The organism is Ulvibacterium sp., assembly GCF_965248315.1.
Lineage (GTDB): Bacteria > Bacteroidota > Bacteroidia > Flavobacteriales > Flavobacteriaceae > Ulvibacterium.
In genome coordinates this window covers 3755190-3770907 of record NZ_CBDFIX010000002.1, presented here as the reverse complement: position 1 = coordinate 3770907, position 15718 = coordinate 3755190, and the positions used below count along the sequence as shown (strand labels likewise).

The following is a 15718-nucleotide window of genomic DNA, read 5'->3' as shown; positions in this document are numbered from 1 at the left end:
TACTTTAATTGATTCGTTCGTATGTAATTGTGGACGTTATAGTAGTCGGAATCTTTTGATCTCCCAATTGTGCCATAGTGCCCGTACCTTTGGATTCGCCCTCTACCTTCATTTTTTTTATAAAACCAGATGATATATCCGTGGTGATATGGGTGGCCTGTGTTCCGGAAAGATTCATTGTGGTGGCAGGTTCGGTAATGTCCATAATTACTTCGGCCTTTCCCGTAATTTTTGCGCTGGTGTCCTCAATGGTTTCTAAAGTCCATTTATTTTTTGTGCTTAGCTTTCCGGTGTACTCATTTTCCCAAGTATCTCCCGGTCCAACTTGTTGTTGGGGGTAGAGATAGGTCATTTGTTCATAGCTGTTGGATAAGGCTTCCGATCCAAATTCCTTTTCCAAGGATTTTTTCATCATATTAAGGGAAAACTCATCTTCCAATCCAGAAGCTTGGGCCATTTTTGCCACAAGACTATCGCCGCCCCGTACCCTTAGGATATGTCCATTCCTGGAAAGGGTCATTTGTATAGGATGCTCCAATAAGCTATTGAAAATGTGTGATTGCATATCACCCTCTACGATTTCCTTTGCGGCCACATTCATCAATTCTCCCTGTATGCTGGATACCATTTTGAGATTAAGATCTTTAAAAGTCAACGCTATTTCGTAATTATCATCTTCCTCACCTAGGACCTTAAATTCCAAAACACCATCGATTACATTGGTCAATTCATGTTCTGCTCCTTCCAGTTTTTGGGTAATTACCTGTTTGGCCTCTTGCTTAATAGTGAATACATCATCCTTTTCCAGCTTGTATTCCAATTTTACTTGGCTCGTGGCCCATGGCCCGAAAAACAATAAAAATAATAGGAGTAAAACCTTTTTCATAGTGGGAAAAAATCCAAATTATCCAATGCCGCAAAAGTAATAAAAACAAACCGAAACATTTTTATATTTCCATTTGGCAAAGCAAAAACTCTTCGTATATTTGCGCCCAGAATTTTATGGGCAAAATGTCCAAGGTAACGTATAATAAGTATTTAAAGGCTCAAAAATGAAAAGAACATTTCAGCCATCCAAGCGAAAGAGAAGGAACAAACATGGGTTTAGGGAGCGTATGGCTACTGCCAATGGCAGAAAGGTACTTGCCAGAAGAAGGGCCAAGGGAAGAAAAAAATTATCCGTATCCTCTGAGCCGAGACACAAAAAATAATGATTGAACATTATAACAATACCAAGGTGTTACTTTTTCGGAAGTAGCACCTTTTTTTTGTCCACACCGAACCTTTTTCGGTGCCAACTGATTAAAACCTAAACATAAAAAATGCCCAAAAGAAAAGATTTAAAATCGATTTTGATAATAGGTTCTGGACCTATAATCATCGGACAGGCCTGTGAGTTCGACTATTCCGGATCTCAGGCTTTACGAAGCCTTAAGGAAGATGGAATTGAAACCATATTGATCAATAGTAACCCGGCCACTATTATGACGGATCCGGTTATGGCAGATCATATCTACCTTAAACCGTTGACCACAAAATCGATTCTGGAAATCTTAAAAAAGCACCCGCAAATAGATGCCGTATTACCGACGATGGGCGGACAGACGGCATTAAACCTTTGTATTGAAGCAGATGAAAAGGGTATTTGGAAAGATTTTGATGTAGAGATTATAGGTGTAGATATTGATGCCATAGATATTACCGAGGACCGGGAAAGGTTTAGGGCATTGATGATGGAGATAGGGATAGGTATGGCGCCACAGGCCACGGCCACCTCATTTCTAAAGGGAAAAGAAATTGCCCAGGAGTTTGGTTTTCCTTTGGTTATAAGAGCATCGTACACACTAGGAGGAGCAGGCGCTGCAATTGTTTACAAACCAGAAGATTTTGATGAACTTCTAAGCCGGGGTCTGGAGATTTCACCTATCCATGAGGTGATGATAGACAAGGCCATGATGGGTTGGAAGGAGTATGAACTTGAACTTCTACGGGACAAGAATGATAATGTGGTCATTATCTGTACCATAGAGAATATGGATCCTATGGGTATACATACCGGAGATTCCATAACGGTGGCCCCGGCCATGACACTTTCGGATAGGACCTTCCAGCGCATGCGGGATATGGCGATAAAAATGATGCGCAGTATCGGTGACTTTGCTGGAGGCTGTAATGTACAGTTTGCAGTAAGCCCTGATGAAAAAGAGGATATTATTGCCATTGAGATCAACCCCAGGGTATCAAGATCATCTGCTTTGGCTTCCAAGGCCACGGGTTATCCTATTGCCAAGATAGCTGCCAAGTTAGCCGTCGGTTACCATTTGGATGAGTTGGAAAACCAGATTACCAAATCTACCTCGGCATTGTTCGAACCCACTTTGGATTATGTAATTGTGAAAATACCGCGATGGAATTTTGACAAGTTCGAAGGCTCAGACCGTACTTTAGGTTTGCAGATGAAGGCCGTTGGCGAGGTAATGGGCATTGGCCGTTCCTTTCAAGAGGCGTTACATAAGGCTACGCAATCCCTTGAAATTAAGCGTAATGGATTAGGTGCCGATGGAAAAGGGTATAAGGATTATAATCAGATAATCAGCAAATTGACCATTCCGAGCTGGGATAGGGTATTCGTAATCTACGATGCCATTCAAATGGGAATTCCATTAAGTCGTATTCATGATATCACTAGAATAGATATGTGGTTCCTTAAGCAATACGAGGAACTGTATCAGCTAGAAAAAGAAATATCTACCTATACCATTGCAACCTTAAGTAAGGAATTGATGCTGGAGGCCAAGCAAAAAGGTTTTGCCGATCGGCAGATTGCCCATATGCTGGATTGTTGGGAGAGCGAAGTTTATAACAAGCGCGCGGAAATGGGTGTTAATCGCGTCTACAAATTGGTAGATACCTGTGCCGCCGAATTTAAGGCAATGACGCCTTACTACTATTCTACTTTCGAGGCTGAGATAGAAACACCCGATGGGGAACGGTATGTAGAAAATGATAGCGTGGTTACGGACCGAAAGAAAATAGTAGTTCTAGGTTCGGGTCCAAATAGGATAGGGCAAGGGATAGAATTTGACTACTGTTGTGTACACGGGGTGTTGGCCGCTGCCGAATGTGGATATGAAACCATAATGATCAATTGCAATCCGGAAACGGTCTCCACGGATTTTGATACGGCGGACAAGCTCTATTTTGAACCTGTTTTCTGGGAGCATATTTATGATATCATCCGTCATGAGAAGCCAGAAGGTGTAATTGTCCAATTAGGAGGCCAAACTGCCTTGAAGTTGGCGGAAAAATTGGATAAATACGGAATAAAGATTATCGGCACTAGTTTTAAATCCTTGGATTTGGCCGAAGATCGGGGCAGTTTTTCCACTTTGCTCAAGGAGAATAACATTCCCTATCCAAAGTTTGGAGTAGCCGAAACGGCGGATGAAGCATTGCAATTGGCCGATGAACTGGGCTTCCCCTTATTGGTACGACCTTCGTACGTATTGGGTGGCCAAGGAATGAAAATTGTCATCAATAAAGAGGAGTTGGAAGCACACGTAGTGGACCTATTGCGCAAAATCCCAAATAACAAACTGCTTTTGGACCATTATCTGGATGGAGCTATTGAAGCTGAAGCGGATGCCATCTGTGATGGTGATGAGATTTACATCATCGGGATTATGGAGCATATTGAGCCTTGCGGCATCCATTCCGGGGATTCCAATGCTACCCTACCTCCCTTTAATTTAGGAGAGTTCGTAATGCAGCAGATTAAGGATCATACCAAGAAGATCGCCTTAGCTTTAAAGACTGTTGGGCTCATCAACATCCAGTTTGCTATCAAAGATGATATGGTTTACATCATAGAGGCCAACCCTAGGGCATCCAGAACGGTACCCTTTATTGCTAAAGCCTACAAGGAGCCTTATGTAAACTACGCTACAAAAGTGATGTTAGGCGAAAATAAGGTTAAGGATTTCAAATTCAATCCTCAATTGGAAGGATTTGCCATTAAGCAACCCGTGTTCTCCTTCAATAAATTCCCCAATGTCAACAAGAATTTGGGTCCTGAAATGAAAAGTACCGGCGAAAGTATTCTATTCATAGACAGTTTAAAGGATGACGAATTTTACGATTTGTATGGACGTAGAAAGATGTATTTGAGCAAGTAGGATGCGCAACAGGACATGGGAGGATTCATGCCGAATTACGTTTACTTACTAAGTATATGGTCAAGAAATCGGCCTAAGGTCATTAGGATACCGGATTTGTTGCTTCCCAGTTTTCTCAAGCCATCGATTTTCCCTTCATCGTACCACTGGGTATTGTTGATTATAGCGTAGGGCTTCCTCATGGTATCCAAGTTAGTCAATGGATCATCATCCAAAATCAACAATTGCGATTTTTTACCCTTGGTAACGGAACCTATTTCATTTTGCATACCCAAGGTATTGGCTGCATCTATGGTGCCCGATTTTATTATGGCATAGGGGCTTAGGCTGTTTTCGTGTAACAATGCAATCTCCTCATGCAAGGTAAGTCCTGGAGCGGTCAGATTCGGTCCGGTATCGGTTCCAAGTAACAAGGTTACCCCTTCCTCATTTAAAATACGGACTAGGTCTTGCATGCAACGGTATTTATCCACATGCCATTTGTAAGTGCCTTCATTGGAGTCGATCCATTGGGAAAGCTGTTTCTTGCCTATAAATTCAATAAATGGATTTATCGGGACTTTTGGGATTGAATTCATGAATGGTTCCCCTTCAACCGTGGTTTTATAAATATGGTGAAAGGGTGATAGGGTAGCGGTAACCTTTGCACCATTTTGTTTTAATTTTTTTGCAATTTCCCTTCCCATAACGGTGTCCAGTTTGTAATCCATCATCCCCTGTATAACTTCTTCAATATGTTCAAAAGAGGTAATGGGGTATTGTAAAAGTACATCCAGGTCTATAGCATGTGGCGGATGCCCGGCCACGTCCATATCCAAATGATCGGCTTCTTGCATAATACTTTCAAATTGTTGTTGATCGAGCCCATCATAGATTTTGATGAAGTCGTACCCTTTCTTTTTATACGCATTCACAGCTTCCATACCTTCTTGAGGTGTTTTTATGTTTTTATGGAAAGGACCTGTATTGGCTCCACTGTTTATGGTCGGCGAAGCAGTGATTAATGTTGCTCCAGGATATGTACTATTGTTTACCTGTTCCCGCCACCTCAAATGCATGGGAAAACCCATCATATTCCGTACTGTGGTTACACCGTACCCCAAGTACATGGCAAGATCGGATCGATCAAAGATATGGGTATGCATGTCAATTAGGCCCGGCATCACGTATTTCCCGTCTAAGCTTTTGACCGAATATCCACTTGGTATGGAAACCGAATCTGGAAGAATACCTGTAATCAGGCCGTTATCTATTAATAGTGTCTTGTGTTTTTCCAATATTTCGCGACCTTGGTCCATACTGATGATGTTAACCTGGGTAAGGGCCAATGTCTTATTTTCTTGTCCAATACCTGATTCCAGATTGCCATAATCCTTCCTTGAGACTAGAATAATGATAATCAGACCTAGTAAAAAGGTTAGAAGAATAATGGCAATAACCCTAAAAAGTTTTCTTATAAATCTTCGTACTCTTTTCATAAATGTGTTTGATGATAAAACACAAAGAAATTAGACTTTTAGGTACCAAAAGTTCGCATTCACGAACTCGAACCGATTTTTGACCGGGTAATGGATTTAGATTTTCGTGCGCTGGAATATGAACTAGGAAGAATGATATTTTTTCCTGTATTCCGAAGGAGTCAAACCGGTTTTTCGTTTGAATAAGGTGTTGAACGAGGATTTTGAGTTAAAGCCCACCTCGTACATTACTTCCAATATAGTTTCGCCTTTATCCTTTGGATACTGCAAACGTGATTTTGCTTTTTCGATACGATGATTATTAATGAAACCCATGAAATTCTGCCCCAAAAAGGCATTGATCAAATAGGACAGCCTTCTGGGCGGTATTTGCAACCGCTCTGAAAGTTGCTTCAGACTAAGGTCCGGATCCGTATAAGGATTGCTTTCCCTCATAAAAGTTTGAATGTGTTCAAGATCTTGTTTTTCGAAGGTATCCGGAGTTGTTTTGGAAGGAGTTTTGCTTTTTTCCATAAAGACGGCTTCATCCAATGGCGTAACACCCAAAAAAATCTGAGGTTGTTTAAGTCCTTTGTAGAACATCCAATTGATAAGCAATAGGATCATTACGTGAATGGATGAAATACCAGCTTTAAGATCGGTGCTCCAAAAAAGCTGATCGACCATATCCAAAAGCAGCGCGATGCAAAAAATAATAATCGTCCATTGGAGCCATACCAGGTCGGTGCGACTCAATGATGATTGGGTCTCTTTTACAATTTTTCGGTAGGTGATAACTTTTAGGATGGCCAAAGTGCTATAGGTAAGAAGACTTACATATAGCAAAAATCCAAATCTTCCGCAAAATGAATAGCCAAGTGCTGCAAGCAAAAGCAAAATGACAAAGGGTAAGAAGTGGGCCAATTGTAGAAGAGAAAAACGAAACTTACGATACATCAAAGATCTGGAGTATAAATATAACAATGGGCCGTAGGCAAATCCATAGACACAGAGTGTTGCACTAAGAAAAGCATTGGGGGCTCCATAAGTTTCATTTAACAACACTGTAAACTGTAAGGCAAGCATGATCAGAAAGGAAGCGAGATAACCATTACTTATTCTTTTGGAACCTTTATCGGTAAGGAGAACCAATGCAAAAAGGATACTTTGAAGAATGATGATGAGGGGAATGATATCGGCAATATAGATGGTCATGGTCTAGGGGTTCGGTCAACTGTGGTAATGACAAAACAGGACGAGCTTATTTACGAATATAGGGTTATTTGTTTTTTTGGAAAATGATATTTTTTAAGCCTAAAGGCTACCTAACGGCAATAACGATTTTTCCCTTTACCAGGTTTTTTCCATAGTATGTGAAAGCGTCACGGGTTTTGGCCAAAGGAAAACATTGGTCTACAATGGGTTTTAGTTTTTCCGATTCCAATAATTCTCGGAGTACTTTTAAATCCTGTTGGTTCGGTTTGTGCATAAGGATTCCCATTTTCTTACTGAAACTCTTGGAAAATATGGATTTGATAGCCAGTTTCAACAGCAATGTTACCGAGCCTCCCACCACGACAAACGCACCATTGTGATTTAAAGTGTTTTCGTATCGCGAAAGCGGTTTTTTAGCAATAACATCCAGTACCAGATCATACTTCTTTTCAGTTTTCGTAAAGTCCTCTTTTTGGTAATCAATTACATGGTCTGCCCCCAAATTGCGAAGTGTTTCCAGTTTTTCAAGGCAATCCACCGCAGTTACTTCTGCACCCCAAAGCTTGGCCAGTTGTAAGGCAAAGGTACCTACGCCACCTCCGGCACCATTGATCAAGACTTTCTGCCCTTCCTTAATATCACCATTGTAACGTAATCCTTGGAGCGCGAGTACGCCAGCTTGGGGAACGGCCGCGGCCTCTTCATCTGTTAGGTTGGCCGGCTTTGCGGACAGAAGGTTTTCATCGGCACACACAAATTCGGCAAAACCACCCCAATGGTATGCGGATAGGTCTCCATAGACCATATCCCCAGGTTTGTACAGTTTGGCCTCCCCACCAACTGAAATTACCTGTCCGGCGATATCGGCTCCTAAAATTTTGTGTCGTGGCTTGAACAGACCAAAGAATAACCGATATACAAGGGGCTTCCCCGTGAGGTAGTCCCAATCCCAGGAGTTTATGGACGAAGCATTTACCTTTACCAAGACCTCATTGTTTTTGGGTACAGGTCTATCTACTTCTTTCAATTGAAGTACGTTGGGTAAACCATATTTTTCGTTACGCATGGCTTTCATAGTCAATCTTTAGTTGAAATCCTGCCTGCGGCAGGCAATTATATACTTTTGGTGCGTCCTTATTTTCGGGTTCAGTATCTAGAAATATTTCGATTTTTAAGAGTTGTCCAGTTATTGGGTTACAAAGTTATTATCGAGTACCAACAAAACAACCCAATAACTTAATAATCCAACAACCACAAACGATTTTATTATCAAATCAAACCATTACTAGAATGATTTATGGCTCCCATATGAAATGGTTCTGGTTTATAGGTTTTGGCTAAAATAGGCCTTAATATCAATATCGGTCATAGGCTGTAGAGGACCAAAAACAATCTCCTTGTAAATTTTGTGGGTCATGGTTTGGGGCGATAAAAACTGGGTCCCCATAATATACCTGGCCTGGGTCACAATTTCTTCTGCATGATGCGTACCGAAGAATTTGGACAGCACGGAAGCTTCAAATAGCATTTCCAATAGGACCTTGTTTCCTTGTTTGAACTTTGATAGCGCGCGACCCGCTTGCATGCATAGTTGCCTCGCCCCTTTATATTTCACGACCAATTCTCCCAGGCTATTCAAAAAGTGTTCAGATTCCGATAGTTTTTTCCCTTTTTTCAATTTTTGTTCACCAAAACCCTTTACGTTCTTTATCACGCATTTGGCAGCTCCTAGATATGGGGCCGATACCAATGCCTGAAACCATGACCTTTGATATATTAAGAGCTCGGATCGATCCTTGGTTTGGGTATCTAATTTAATGACATTTGAAACCGGAACCCGTAAGTTTTTAAATTTTACGGATTTTGTAAACGACCCTAGCATGGTATCTCCAAAAACAGTATCGGTAAACTCGATTTGGGCATGGTCCGAAGCAGCAAAAAACACGGCCTTGCCTCCATCGGATAACTCTGCCGTAAAGACGAGATAATCTGCAATCCCGGCCAGGGACATGAAGGGTGCATGGCCATATACAATATAATTATCCTTTTCTTTCATAGCCAAAATGCCCTTGTTTCCAGATAGGTTGTCATACGTTCGGACCGAACCGGTATTCGCTATAAGCAGCCTTTCCTTTTTAATTTTATTCAATAGTATTTCCCTTTTCCAATATTGTGGACTTGTTTTCTTGAATGGGTAGGTAGCAATGGATGCCAAAATATAATAATGCATGGATAAGGCGACGGAAACGGGAATTGAAACCTCGCCCAATTTATGTAAGGTCTTGAAACATTCTTGATATACAACCTCCACATCATCCTCCAAACAAGGGATGTAAGGTAGGTTCGTGGTTCTTAGAAAAGCATAAAACTGCTCATACATTTTATCTTTTTCTACTTCAAGGAGTTTTTCATAAGCGTTTTCCAATTCGTCTTTTTCCTGAATCGGTCTACTTCCTAAAACAGAGTTGTTCATTTTTTCAATTTTTAATGAAATACGGCTACTATTGGTAGGTGCAATTTCAAATTAGTTACAAACAATATTTAGTAAATGCCTAAAGACGTGGAAGCCACATTCCCGTGGTCGCGGCAAAAATTCCAAGTCCCATAAAAATGGTCATTATAAATAGGGCGGTGGCCATGGTCAGCTTTCCGAATGTACCCGTACGGTCCTTGGTGAAAAAATAAAGTTCCAAGATCAGAAGGGGAATCATATATTGGCCTATACCCAGAAAAGTAATGAAGGGACCTCGAAAAGTCTCGGGATCAAATCCAAAAGGTCCTCCATTAAGAAAAAGGGATAGCATAAGGCCTACCCTAAAAAACCAAACTCCATTGACCACCAAAAACAAGCGAAGTACCCATCGCTCATGCTCCTTAAATTTTCTGACCATCGCCATTCGCAATGCGAACAGGGCGAAGAGCATAATTAAAAGCCCATTAAAACTAACGCTGATATCTCCTATGATCCCGGTAATGGTACCTTTGGTCAATACCATATAAATACCACTAAAACTGGCTATAAATGCAGTAACCAGATACAATTTTCCATTCCAACGATGAAATGACGGAAAGCGGTTTCTAATTTGAGGCACAAATTGAAGTGGTCCCCCAAGCATAATGACGATTGCGAAGAGAAGATGTATCGCAACAGCCGTATTACCGATTGTATCACCTTCAATATAACCGTGTGGCAGCACACGGTTCCATTTCATGAAGTCTCCGTTTATAGCGGCACCGCCATAAAATGCGGCGACATAAAAAGCAAAGATCCACTGACCTAGCACTGCCGTAACAAACCAAATAATAGCAGCTGAACTTAAAGCCCTATTGGGAAATATAGTTTTTCTTCGGGAAATCAGGACGGAATGATGTTTAGAATTCATGACTGTACGTTTTTGAACTCGCCAAAGGCAAGTTAGATTGATGATTGATGATTGATGATGGAATTTGTATTTATGCCGATTGAACGGCCTTTTCTGTTGGATTGAAACCTTTTACCAGAAGCCAGAGCAACAGAACGATCATATGTAGTCCGTTCTGCAGAAAGAAGTAAAAGCTGATACTGACATCAAAAATAGTCAGCCAGCATGCCAGAAAGGCTAGGGAAATGGCAAGAAGCCCCCAAGCCGACAAAAACCTTGGAATCAGCTTAGTCCTGAATAAAAAGTAATAGAATATCCAAGCTGCGGAGGCATAGAGCATTATGGCCATATAATGTGCCCAGAAATATTCTTCAATTTTTAAAAGGCCCAATGTACCAAAATGACTCATATCCGTAGCTCCTGCTTTAACAAATTCCTGACTTAATGATAGCAGGGTTAAATGACTGATATTACTGAATATAATAACGGCGAAGTAGACTATCCAAATACCAAAAAAGCCTAAGGCCATGCCTTTTTTATATTGCTTTATGACAGGAAAAAGTATGACTGCTACCACAAGCCATAAGACGCCTGCTACAATATCCAATAAGACTGCAAGTCGCATCTGCATGGATTTTTGGAAAACTTCATTTAAAAATTCCGGGGATGCCGCCATGGAAGTGGACAACCCTCTAAGGTTTACCGAGGGAATCCCGGCTACAACAATTAACAAAAGCAATAGCCCGATGATCCTACCTTTTTTTTGATTTGTTTTCATGATTGTTCGTTTTTTGATGCTTCGACTACTACGCTCAGCACGGGTTGATGAATGTGATTGATGATTAATGATTTCCTTCTTTATTCAAGATGTATTTTTAGGTTCAGAAAATTCTTGATATAAGTTTTATATACATAGGGCCATGGAATGACTATTATATCAAGAATGACGGCTACAATACAAATCCAGAAGAACGATTCGGCTTCGGGCGTAACTTTGGAAGCTGTTTTCATGGGTAGATACACACCTAAGGCCCATGTCGCCTTATAAAACAATTGTAGAAATAGCAAAGGCAGCATCTTTATGGGATACCTAATACCAAGTCCCATGAGCGTTGCATAAGCTGCCCAAAAACTAAAGGCGACTCCAGTAATGTAATCCAAAGCCTCCGAAGGGAATAAAATGGTTTCCCATGCTTGAAAGGCAAGTCCGATAAATGTGAGCAGATAAAGCCCGCGCATGAGATACAATCGGAATTTTGATACTTGTTCCGAAGGGCGGTTTTGGTTTTTAGCTAAAATCATGACTGTTCGTTTTTTGATGCTTTCCCTACGCTCAGCATCGGTTGATGAATTTGATTGATGATTGATGATACTTCAATTTCGCCTGATTTATAGTTCCGTTGGGTCCAGGCTCTAACCGTTCATTTTCTGATTTTTATTTTGAGAAATTTATTTTTTTGCTGTTTCCTGTTAGGCTTACTTCGGAATCGGAGGAAAATGTACATTGTACCGATTCATAGTTCAATTCTAGATTACCTTCACTTTCACCTCGGAAGACCAACTTCAAATCATTGCCGGAGACCATCCCCAGAGTGACAAATGATGCCCCCGAGCTTACGTTCAAAGAATTGAGTCGAGCATTTGAAACGAACACTTTTACCGAATCCTTTCCCCGCATTTGCTTGGTCTTTTCAAGAATCAGCGTTTCCTCAACAGTCTCAGTTTTTATAAAGGACATTAAGTCCTCACGTGCCTCAATGCTTATTGTTGTTTCAGGGCTTTGCTTAAAATCCACTTGGATTCCATCCCTTATTACAATTCTTTTAAACTCGGACACTTCCCTGTTTTTTTTGATGAAGTTGCCATAATCCTGGAGTACTTCCTCTTTTACATAACCCCTCATTCTAACCTGAAGAGCGGTCATAAAAACGAAGATGGCTCCCAATGCACCCAATACGATGAGATTACTTGTTTTCATGGTCGGTTTTGTTTCTATATTTAGTATAGGAGCTTTTTACTTCTTCAAATTCCACATCTAACATTTTCATTTTTTTAAAGACATCTGGTAAGATTATCTCCATGAACTCTCCCTTCTTAATGGCCATTACTTTTTGATATCCATTCTCCGAAACAAAATATCCGATACCTCTTTTGTTATGGATTACCCCCAGCTCCTGCAGGTGGTTAAATGCCCTTATGGCCGTATTGGGATTCACTTCCACCATCATGGCAAGTTCCCGTACGGAAGGGATCCGTTCATTTTCAAGCCACTTTTTCATTAAGATATTCTCATAAAAAAAATCCACGATTTGCAAATAAATGGGCTTGCCGTTGTCAAAATCCATGGTTACACCTCCTTTTCAACCAATTTAAAGTAAGCGGCCAATAACATCAACGGGCCAAAAATGAGAATAAAAAACCAAGTGCCTACTCCGGAAAAGTCCTTGCTTGCCTTATCAAAGGCTTGGTCCGCTATCAGATCCCCGGGATATACCCCGTGCCCATGGTTGAGTATCGAAAAAAGAAGGAGCCCATAAAAAAGCATTCCTATGAAAATCAACAAGAGCGTCAAAAGGGTCTTTCCGATTCCATTTTTTGAAAAAGCCATAGCACCACAAAGAAAAACAGGTTGTATGATGAAGTATCCCTTGACCAGTTTTACGTAACCATCAGAAAATAAGGATATCCAGTGAAAACCTGAACCGAAAACGATACCTCCGGCAATGATCGCTAGTTGCCCGACCAAAAGTGCCATCACCGTAAAAACAAGGGTGTGTAATAAAGTGGTGGTCAACCAGATGGCTGTAAGCCTTTCCAATGGGGAAATGGGCAATGCGAAATACAAATGGTTGGATTTTACATTATGACTTTCCCTAAGAACCGCAAAACAGAAAAACACTCCCAAGACAATAAAACAGAGGCCAAATAGACCCATAAATTCATCAGCGGATAGATAATCGTCCCCTCGGGTCATAAAAAACAGACCAATAAAAAGAATACCACCTGCTACGGCCAAGGCTGTGATACCGGCATTCCTTAGGATGGTCACATCCTTTCGTATCGCATAGCCTATTCTTTTGATATTAAACTCCATGATATGTTTGTTCTAGGGCTAGTTGGACACCTTTGGGATTATTGAGGACGGCATTGAACAACAACTCGAGATCTACCTCGGTTTCGGGACGATCTGAACGCCTCATTACTGCCTTGCCTCCAAAAGAAGTTTCAGTATAAAGGATAGCTTCTTGGGCCATTTCCGAAGCTCGTCCAAACCAAAGGTTTTCAGAGACTTCGGAAAGGGAATGGTCAAAAACTACCTTGCAACTGTCCAAGATTACAACGTGATTGATCAAACTGTGCAGATCCCGAACCTGATGGGTAGAGATGATAATACTCCTCCCTTGGTCTACTGCGGATGCCATTATCTTTCTGAATTGGCTTTTTGAAGGGATATCGAGTCCGTTGGTAGGTTCATCCAAAAGCAGTAGTTTGGTCTGTGTAGCTATACCAAAGGCAATAAGTACTTTTTTCTTTTGTCCGAACGAGAGCCTTGTAATTCTTTCATGGGGATAGAGTTTAAACTGTTGTATAAGTTTATAAAACTGATTTTTGGAAAACGCTGGATAAAAGGGAGAATATATTTTCTCATAGGTCCCAATGGTCAAGTTAGGCAATTCAAAATCCTCAGGGACTAAAAACAAATGTTGTAGACTGCTCGCGAATCTTTTGGCCGTTTGCTGACCCAGAATAGTACACTGGCCTGATTTTGGAAACAACAGCCCCGCCATGATTTTCATCAAGGTACTTTTACCCTCGCCGTTTTTCCCGAACAGTCCATAAATATTGCCCTCGGTAAAGGTCAATGAAGCATTTTCCAAAATTGTCTTGGATTTTGGATAGTGGTAAAACAGGTTTTCCAACTGTAACATTATCTAGTGTATTAGTTAACTAGTACACAACAAATGTAAGCAAAAAATTTAAATTGAAAAATAGTATCGCATTTTGAAGGGTCAATAGGAGTGGTGAAGTTCCTTTCCCAATTCCAAAACACTTCTTGCCAATTCGTCAAAATCTTCTTTTGTAGAACGATGGTTGGCAATGGCTACCCGGATGCAATAGCTGTTTTCGAGAGTGGTGTACCCGGGCAAGGCGATGGCCCTTTCTTCCAACTGTAGTTTAATTTCCTTATTGATGGCATTCAAAGCCTCCAAGGATAATCCTCCAGGGTTGTATCGAAAACACACGATGTCCAATCCAATCGGTGCAATGAGTTCCAAATTTTCGTTGGAATCTATAAGCGCACCCAGATAATGGGCCTGTTCCACATTTCGGGTAATCATTCGCCCAAAGCGTTCTGTACCATGTTCCTTAAGGGACATCCATACCTTTAGCGCCCGAAACCGTCGGGATAATTGTAGGCCGTATTCGCTGAACCAGTTATCGCCCGAAGCGATTCCTCGGGTATTCTTGGCCAAATATTCAGGAATCAGGGAAAAGGTATCCTTATGCATTTTCTGATCTTTTACCAGAACACAACCCGATTCAAAAGGCATATGCAACCATTTATGCAAATCCAATGCTACGGAATGTGCCCGTTCTATACCTGATAGTAGGGGTTTTACCTGTGGTGATAACATGGCAATGGCTCCAATGGCCCCATCTACATGAAACCAAAGATTTTCGGTCTCGCAGATATCGGCAAGACGATTTAGGTCATCAATAGCTCCCGTGTTAACCGTACCCGGAGTTCCAATAATACAAAAAGGCCGTAAACCGATTTCTCGATCCTTTTGTATTTGCAACTCCAGTGCCTTCAAATTGATGGTGTAATCCGCATTGACCGGAATTTTTTGAAGACTGTCCGCTCCCAATCCCAAAAGTTCCAAGGCTTTCTGGTTACAGCTATGGATTTCGGTTGAGGCGTATACCCTCAATTTTCCAGAATCCTCTGGTCGTAGGCCTTCTTTTCGGATATCGTAGCCGCATTTCGCATTACGGGCAATGGCCAATCCCGTAAAATTGGCCATGGAACCTCCACTGACCAAAAGTCCGCTGGCCGTTTCGGGAAACCCGATGATTTCTTTCATCCAATTGATGACCTGCCCCTCCACTTTGTGCGCTGCATGATTTCCCCCACCCAGGTTTGGGTTCATTACAGAGGCCCAGAAGTCGCCCATAATCCCGGAAATGGTTCCATTGCCCATATACCATGCCCAGAATCTTGGATGAAGGTTCCCCATGTTATAGGGTAGTACATGTTGTACAAAATCCTCGTAGACAGATTTGGCATCATTGGGTTGTTGGGGTACCGAAGCGGTAAAACTTTCTAAGGTTTCAGGTGGCATATCCTGCCAAATCTTTCGCTCCCTGACCTTAGAAATGTAGTCAAAGGCGTCATCTACCATTTGATGCATTAGGGCCTTTGATTTTTCCCAATCCTGTGGGTCCAAGGTTTCGAAGGGTTCTTCGGAAGTCTTTTTGTTCATGGATTTTTATCTTTAAATATGAG

General features: G+C 41.3%; 15 protein-coding genes. 2 read left to right on the top strand and 13 right to left on the bottom strand.

All coding sequences use genetic code 11. The features are described 5' to 3' along the window. Window positions 1-4: 4 nt before the first annotated feature. A complete protein-coding gene (locus ACP2AF_RS17850; protein WP_425237501.1) occupies window positions 5-886 on the bottom strand; it encodes a DUF6263 family protein in 882 nt (293 codons plus the stop codon). A 166-nt stretch (window positions 887-1052) separates the two neighbouring features. On the opposite strand from ACP2AF_RS17850, the gene rpmH reads away from it, so the two are divergent. Continuing rightward, window positions 1053-1211 carry a 50S ribosomal protein L34 gene (gene rpmH, locus ACP2AF_RS17845; protein ID WP_120711769.1) on the top strand — a complete coding sequence of 53 codons (159 nt, stop codon included), beginning with the start codon at window positions 1053-1055 and terminating at the stop codon, window positions 1209-1211. Window positions 1212-1322: 111 nt separating this feature from the next. Beyond that, the gene (carB, locus tag ACP2AF_RS17840; protein WP_425237500.1) at window positions 1323-4175 is read left to right on the top strand and encodes a carbamoyl-phosphate synthase large subunit; all 2853 of its coding nucleotides are present in this window, start codon (window positions 1323-1325) and stop codon (window positions 4173-4175) included. Between the two features lie 41 nt (window positions 4176-4216). Here carB and ACP2AF_RS17835 read toward each other — a convergent pair whose 3' ends face one another. The 12 genes from ACP2AF_RS17835 to ACP2AF_RS17780 form a co-directional block, all read right to left on the bottom strand. After that, the gene (locus ACP2AF_RS17835; protein ID WP_425237499.1) at window positions 4217-5653 is read right to left on the bottom strand and encodes an amidohydrolase family protein; all 1437 of its coding nucleotides are present in this window, start codon (window positions 5651-5653) and stop codon (window positions 4217-4219) included. A gap of 123 nt (window positions 5654-5776) precedes the next feature. Further along, complete coding sequence (locus tag ACP2AF_RS17830; protein ID WP_425237498.1) at window positions 5777-6847, bottom strand: helix-turn-helix domain-containing protein; 1071 nt, start codon at window positions 6845-6847, stop codon at window positions 5777-5779. A 106-nt stretch (window positions 6848-6953) separates the two neighbouring features. Beyond that, a complete protein-coding gene (locus ACP2AF_RS17825) occupies window positions 6954-7922 on the bottom strand; it encodes an NAD(P)-dependent alcohol dehydrogenase (protein ID WP_425237497.1) in 969 nt (322 codons plus the stop codon). Window positions 7923-8171: 249 nt separating this feature from the next. Further along, window positions 8172-9320: an acyl-CoA dehydrogenase family protein gene (locus tag ACP2AF_RS17820; RefSeq protein WP_425237496.1), complete on the bottom strand. Its 1149-nt coding sequence runs from the start codon at window positions 9318-9320 to the stop codon at window positions 8172-8174. A 79-nt stretch (window positions 9321-9399) separates the two neighbouring features. Further along, complete coding sequence (locus ACP2AF_RS17815) at window positions 9400-10230, bottom strand: DUF2306 domain-containing protein (protein WP_425237495.1); 831 nt, start codon at window positions 10228-10230, stop codon at window positions 9400-9402. Window positions 10231-10300: 70 nt separating this feature from the next. Then, window positions 10301-10987 (bottom strand): DUF4386 domain-containing protein, encoded by a 687-nt coding sequence (locus tag ACP2AF_RS17810; RefSeq protein ID WP_425237494.1) that lies wholly within the window; start codon window positions 10985-10987, stop codon window positions 10301-10303. 80 nt (window positions 10988-11067) lie between these two features. Then, window positions 11068-11511, bottom strand: a complete 444-nt coding sequence (locus tag ACP2AF_RS17805) for a hypothetical protein (protein ID WP_425237493.1) — start codon at window positions 11509-11511, stop codon at window positions 11068-11070. A 133-nt stretch (window positions 11512-11644) separates the two neighbouring features. Then, a complete protein-coding gene (locus tag ACP2AF_RS17800) occupies window positions 11645-12187 on the bottom strand; it encodes a GIN domain-containing protein (protein WP_425237492.1) in 543 nt (180 codons plus the stop codon). After that, on the bottom strand, window positions 12174-12554 hold the full coding sequence (locus ACP2AF_RS17795; protein ID WP_425237491.1) for a GntR family transcriptional regulator: 381 nt from the start codon (window positions 12552-12554) through the stop codon (window positions 12174-12176). The genes ACP2AF_RS17800 and ACP2AF_RS17795 overlap by 14 nt, the downstream gene beginning before the upstream one ends. A gap of 2 nt (window positions 12555-12556) precedes the next feature. Then, the gene (locus ACP2AF_RS17790; RefSeq protein ID WP_425237490.1) at window positions 12557-13303 is read right to left on the bottom strand and encodes a hypothetical protein; all 747 of its coding nucleotides are present in this window, start codon (window positions 13301-13303) and stop codon (window positions 12557-12559) included. Then, window positions 13293-14138, bottom strand: coding sequence for an ATP-binding cassette domain-containing protein (locus ACP2AF_RS17785; RefSeq protein ID WP_425237489.1), 846 nt, complete (start codon window positions 14136-14138; stop codon window positions 13293-13295). The genes ACP2AF_RS17790 and ACP2AF_RS17785 overlap by 11 nt, the downstream gene beginning before the upstream one ends. A gap of 81 nt (window positions 14139-14219) precedes the next feature. After that, window positions 14220-15695, bottom strand: a complete 1476-nt coding sequence (locus ACP2AF_RS17780; protein ID WP_425237488.1) for a pyridoxal phosphate-dependent decarboxylase family protein — start codon at window positions 15693-15695, stop codon at window positions 14220-14222. Between the last annotated feature and the right edge of the window lie 23 nt (window positions 15696-15718).

Excerpts from the sequence above, each read along its gene's own strand:
- ACP2AF_RS17850 (WP_425237501.1), bottom strand. The coding sequence starts at position 886 with ATGAAAAAGGTTTTACTCCTATTATTTTTATTGTTTTTCGGGCCATGG.
- rpmH (WP_120711769.1), top strand. The coding sequence starts at position 1,053 with ATGAAAAGAACATTTCAGCCATCCAAGCGAAAGAGAAGGAACAAACAT.
- carB (WP_425237500.1), top strand. The coding sequence starts at position 1,323 with ATGCCCAAAAGAAAAGATTTAAAATCGATTTTGATAATAGGTTCTGGA.
- ACP2AF_RS17835 (WP_425237499.1), bottom strand. The coding sequence starts at position 5,653 with ATGAAAAGAGTACGAAGATTTATAAGAAAACTTTTTAGGGTTATTGCC.
- ACP2AF_RS17830 (WP_425237498.1), bottom strand. The coding sequence starts at position 6,847 with ATGACCATCTATATTGCCGATATCATTCCCCTCATCATCATTCTTCAA.
- ACP2AF_RS17825 (WP_425237497.1), bottom strand. The coding sequence starts at position 7,922 with ATGAAAGCCATGCGTAACGAAAAATATGGTTTACCCAACGTACTTCAA.
- ACP2AF_RS17820 (WP_425237496.1), bottom strand. The coding sequence starts at position 9,320 with ATGAACAACTCTGTTTTAGGAAGTAGACCGATTCAGGAAAAAGACGAA.
- ACP2AF_RS17815 (WP_425237495.1), bottom strand. The coding sequence starts at position 10,230 with ATGAATTCTAAACATCATTCCGTCCTGATTTCCCGAAGAAAAACTATA.
- ACP2AF_RS17810 (WP_425237494.1), bottom strand. The coding sequence starts at position 10,987 with ATGAAAACAAATCAAAAAAAAGGTAGGATCATCGGGCTATTGCTTTTG.
- ACP2AF_RS17805 (WP_425237493.1), bottom strand. The coding sequence starts at position 11,511 with ATGATTTTAGCTAAAAACCAAAACCGCCCTTCGGAACAAGTATCAAAA.
- ACP2AF_RS17800 (WP_425237492.1), bottom strand. The coding sequence starts at position 12,187 with ATGAAAACAAGTAATCTCATCGTATTGGGTGCATTGGGAGCCATCTTC.
- ACP2AF_RS17795 (WP_425237491.1), bottom strand. The coding sequence starts at position 12,554 with ATGGATTTTGACAACGGCAAGCCCATTTATTTGCAAATCGTGGATTTT.
- ACP2AF_RS17790 (WP_425237490.1), bottom strand. The coding sequence starts at position 13,303 with ATGGAGTTTAATATCAAAAGAATAGGCTATGCGATACGAAAGGATGTG.
- ACP2AF_RS17785 (WP_425237489.1), bottom strand. The coding sequence starts at position 14,138 with ATGTTACAGTTGGAAAACCTGTTTTACCACTATCCAAAATCCAAGACA.
- ACP2AF_RS17780 (WP_425237488.1), bottom strand. The coding sequence starts at position 15,695 with ATGAACAAAAAGACTTCCGAAGAACCCTTCGAAACCTTGGACCCACAG.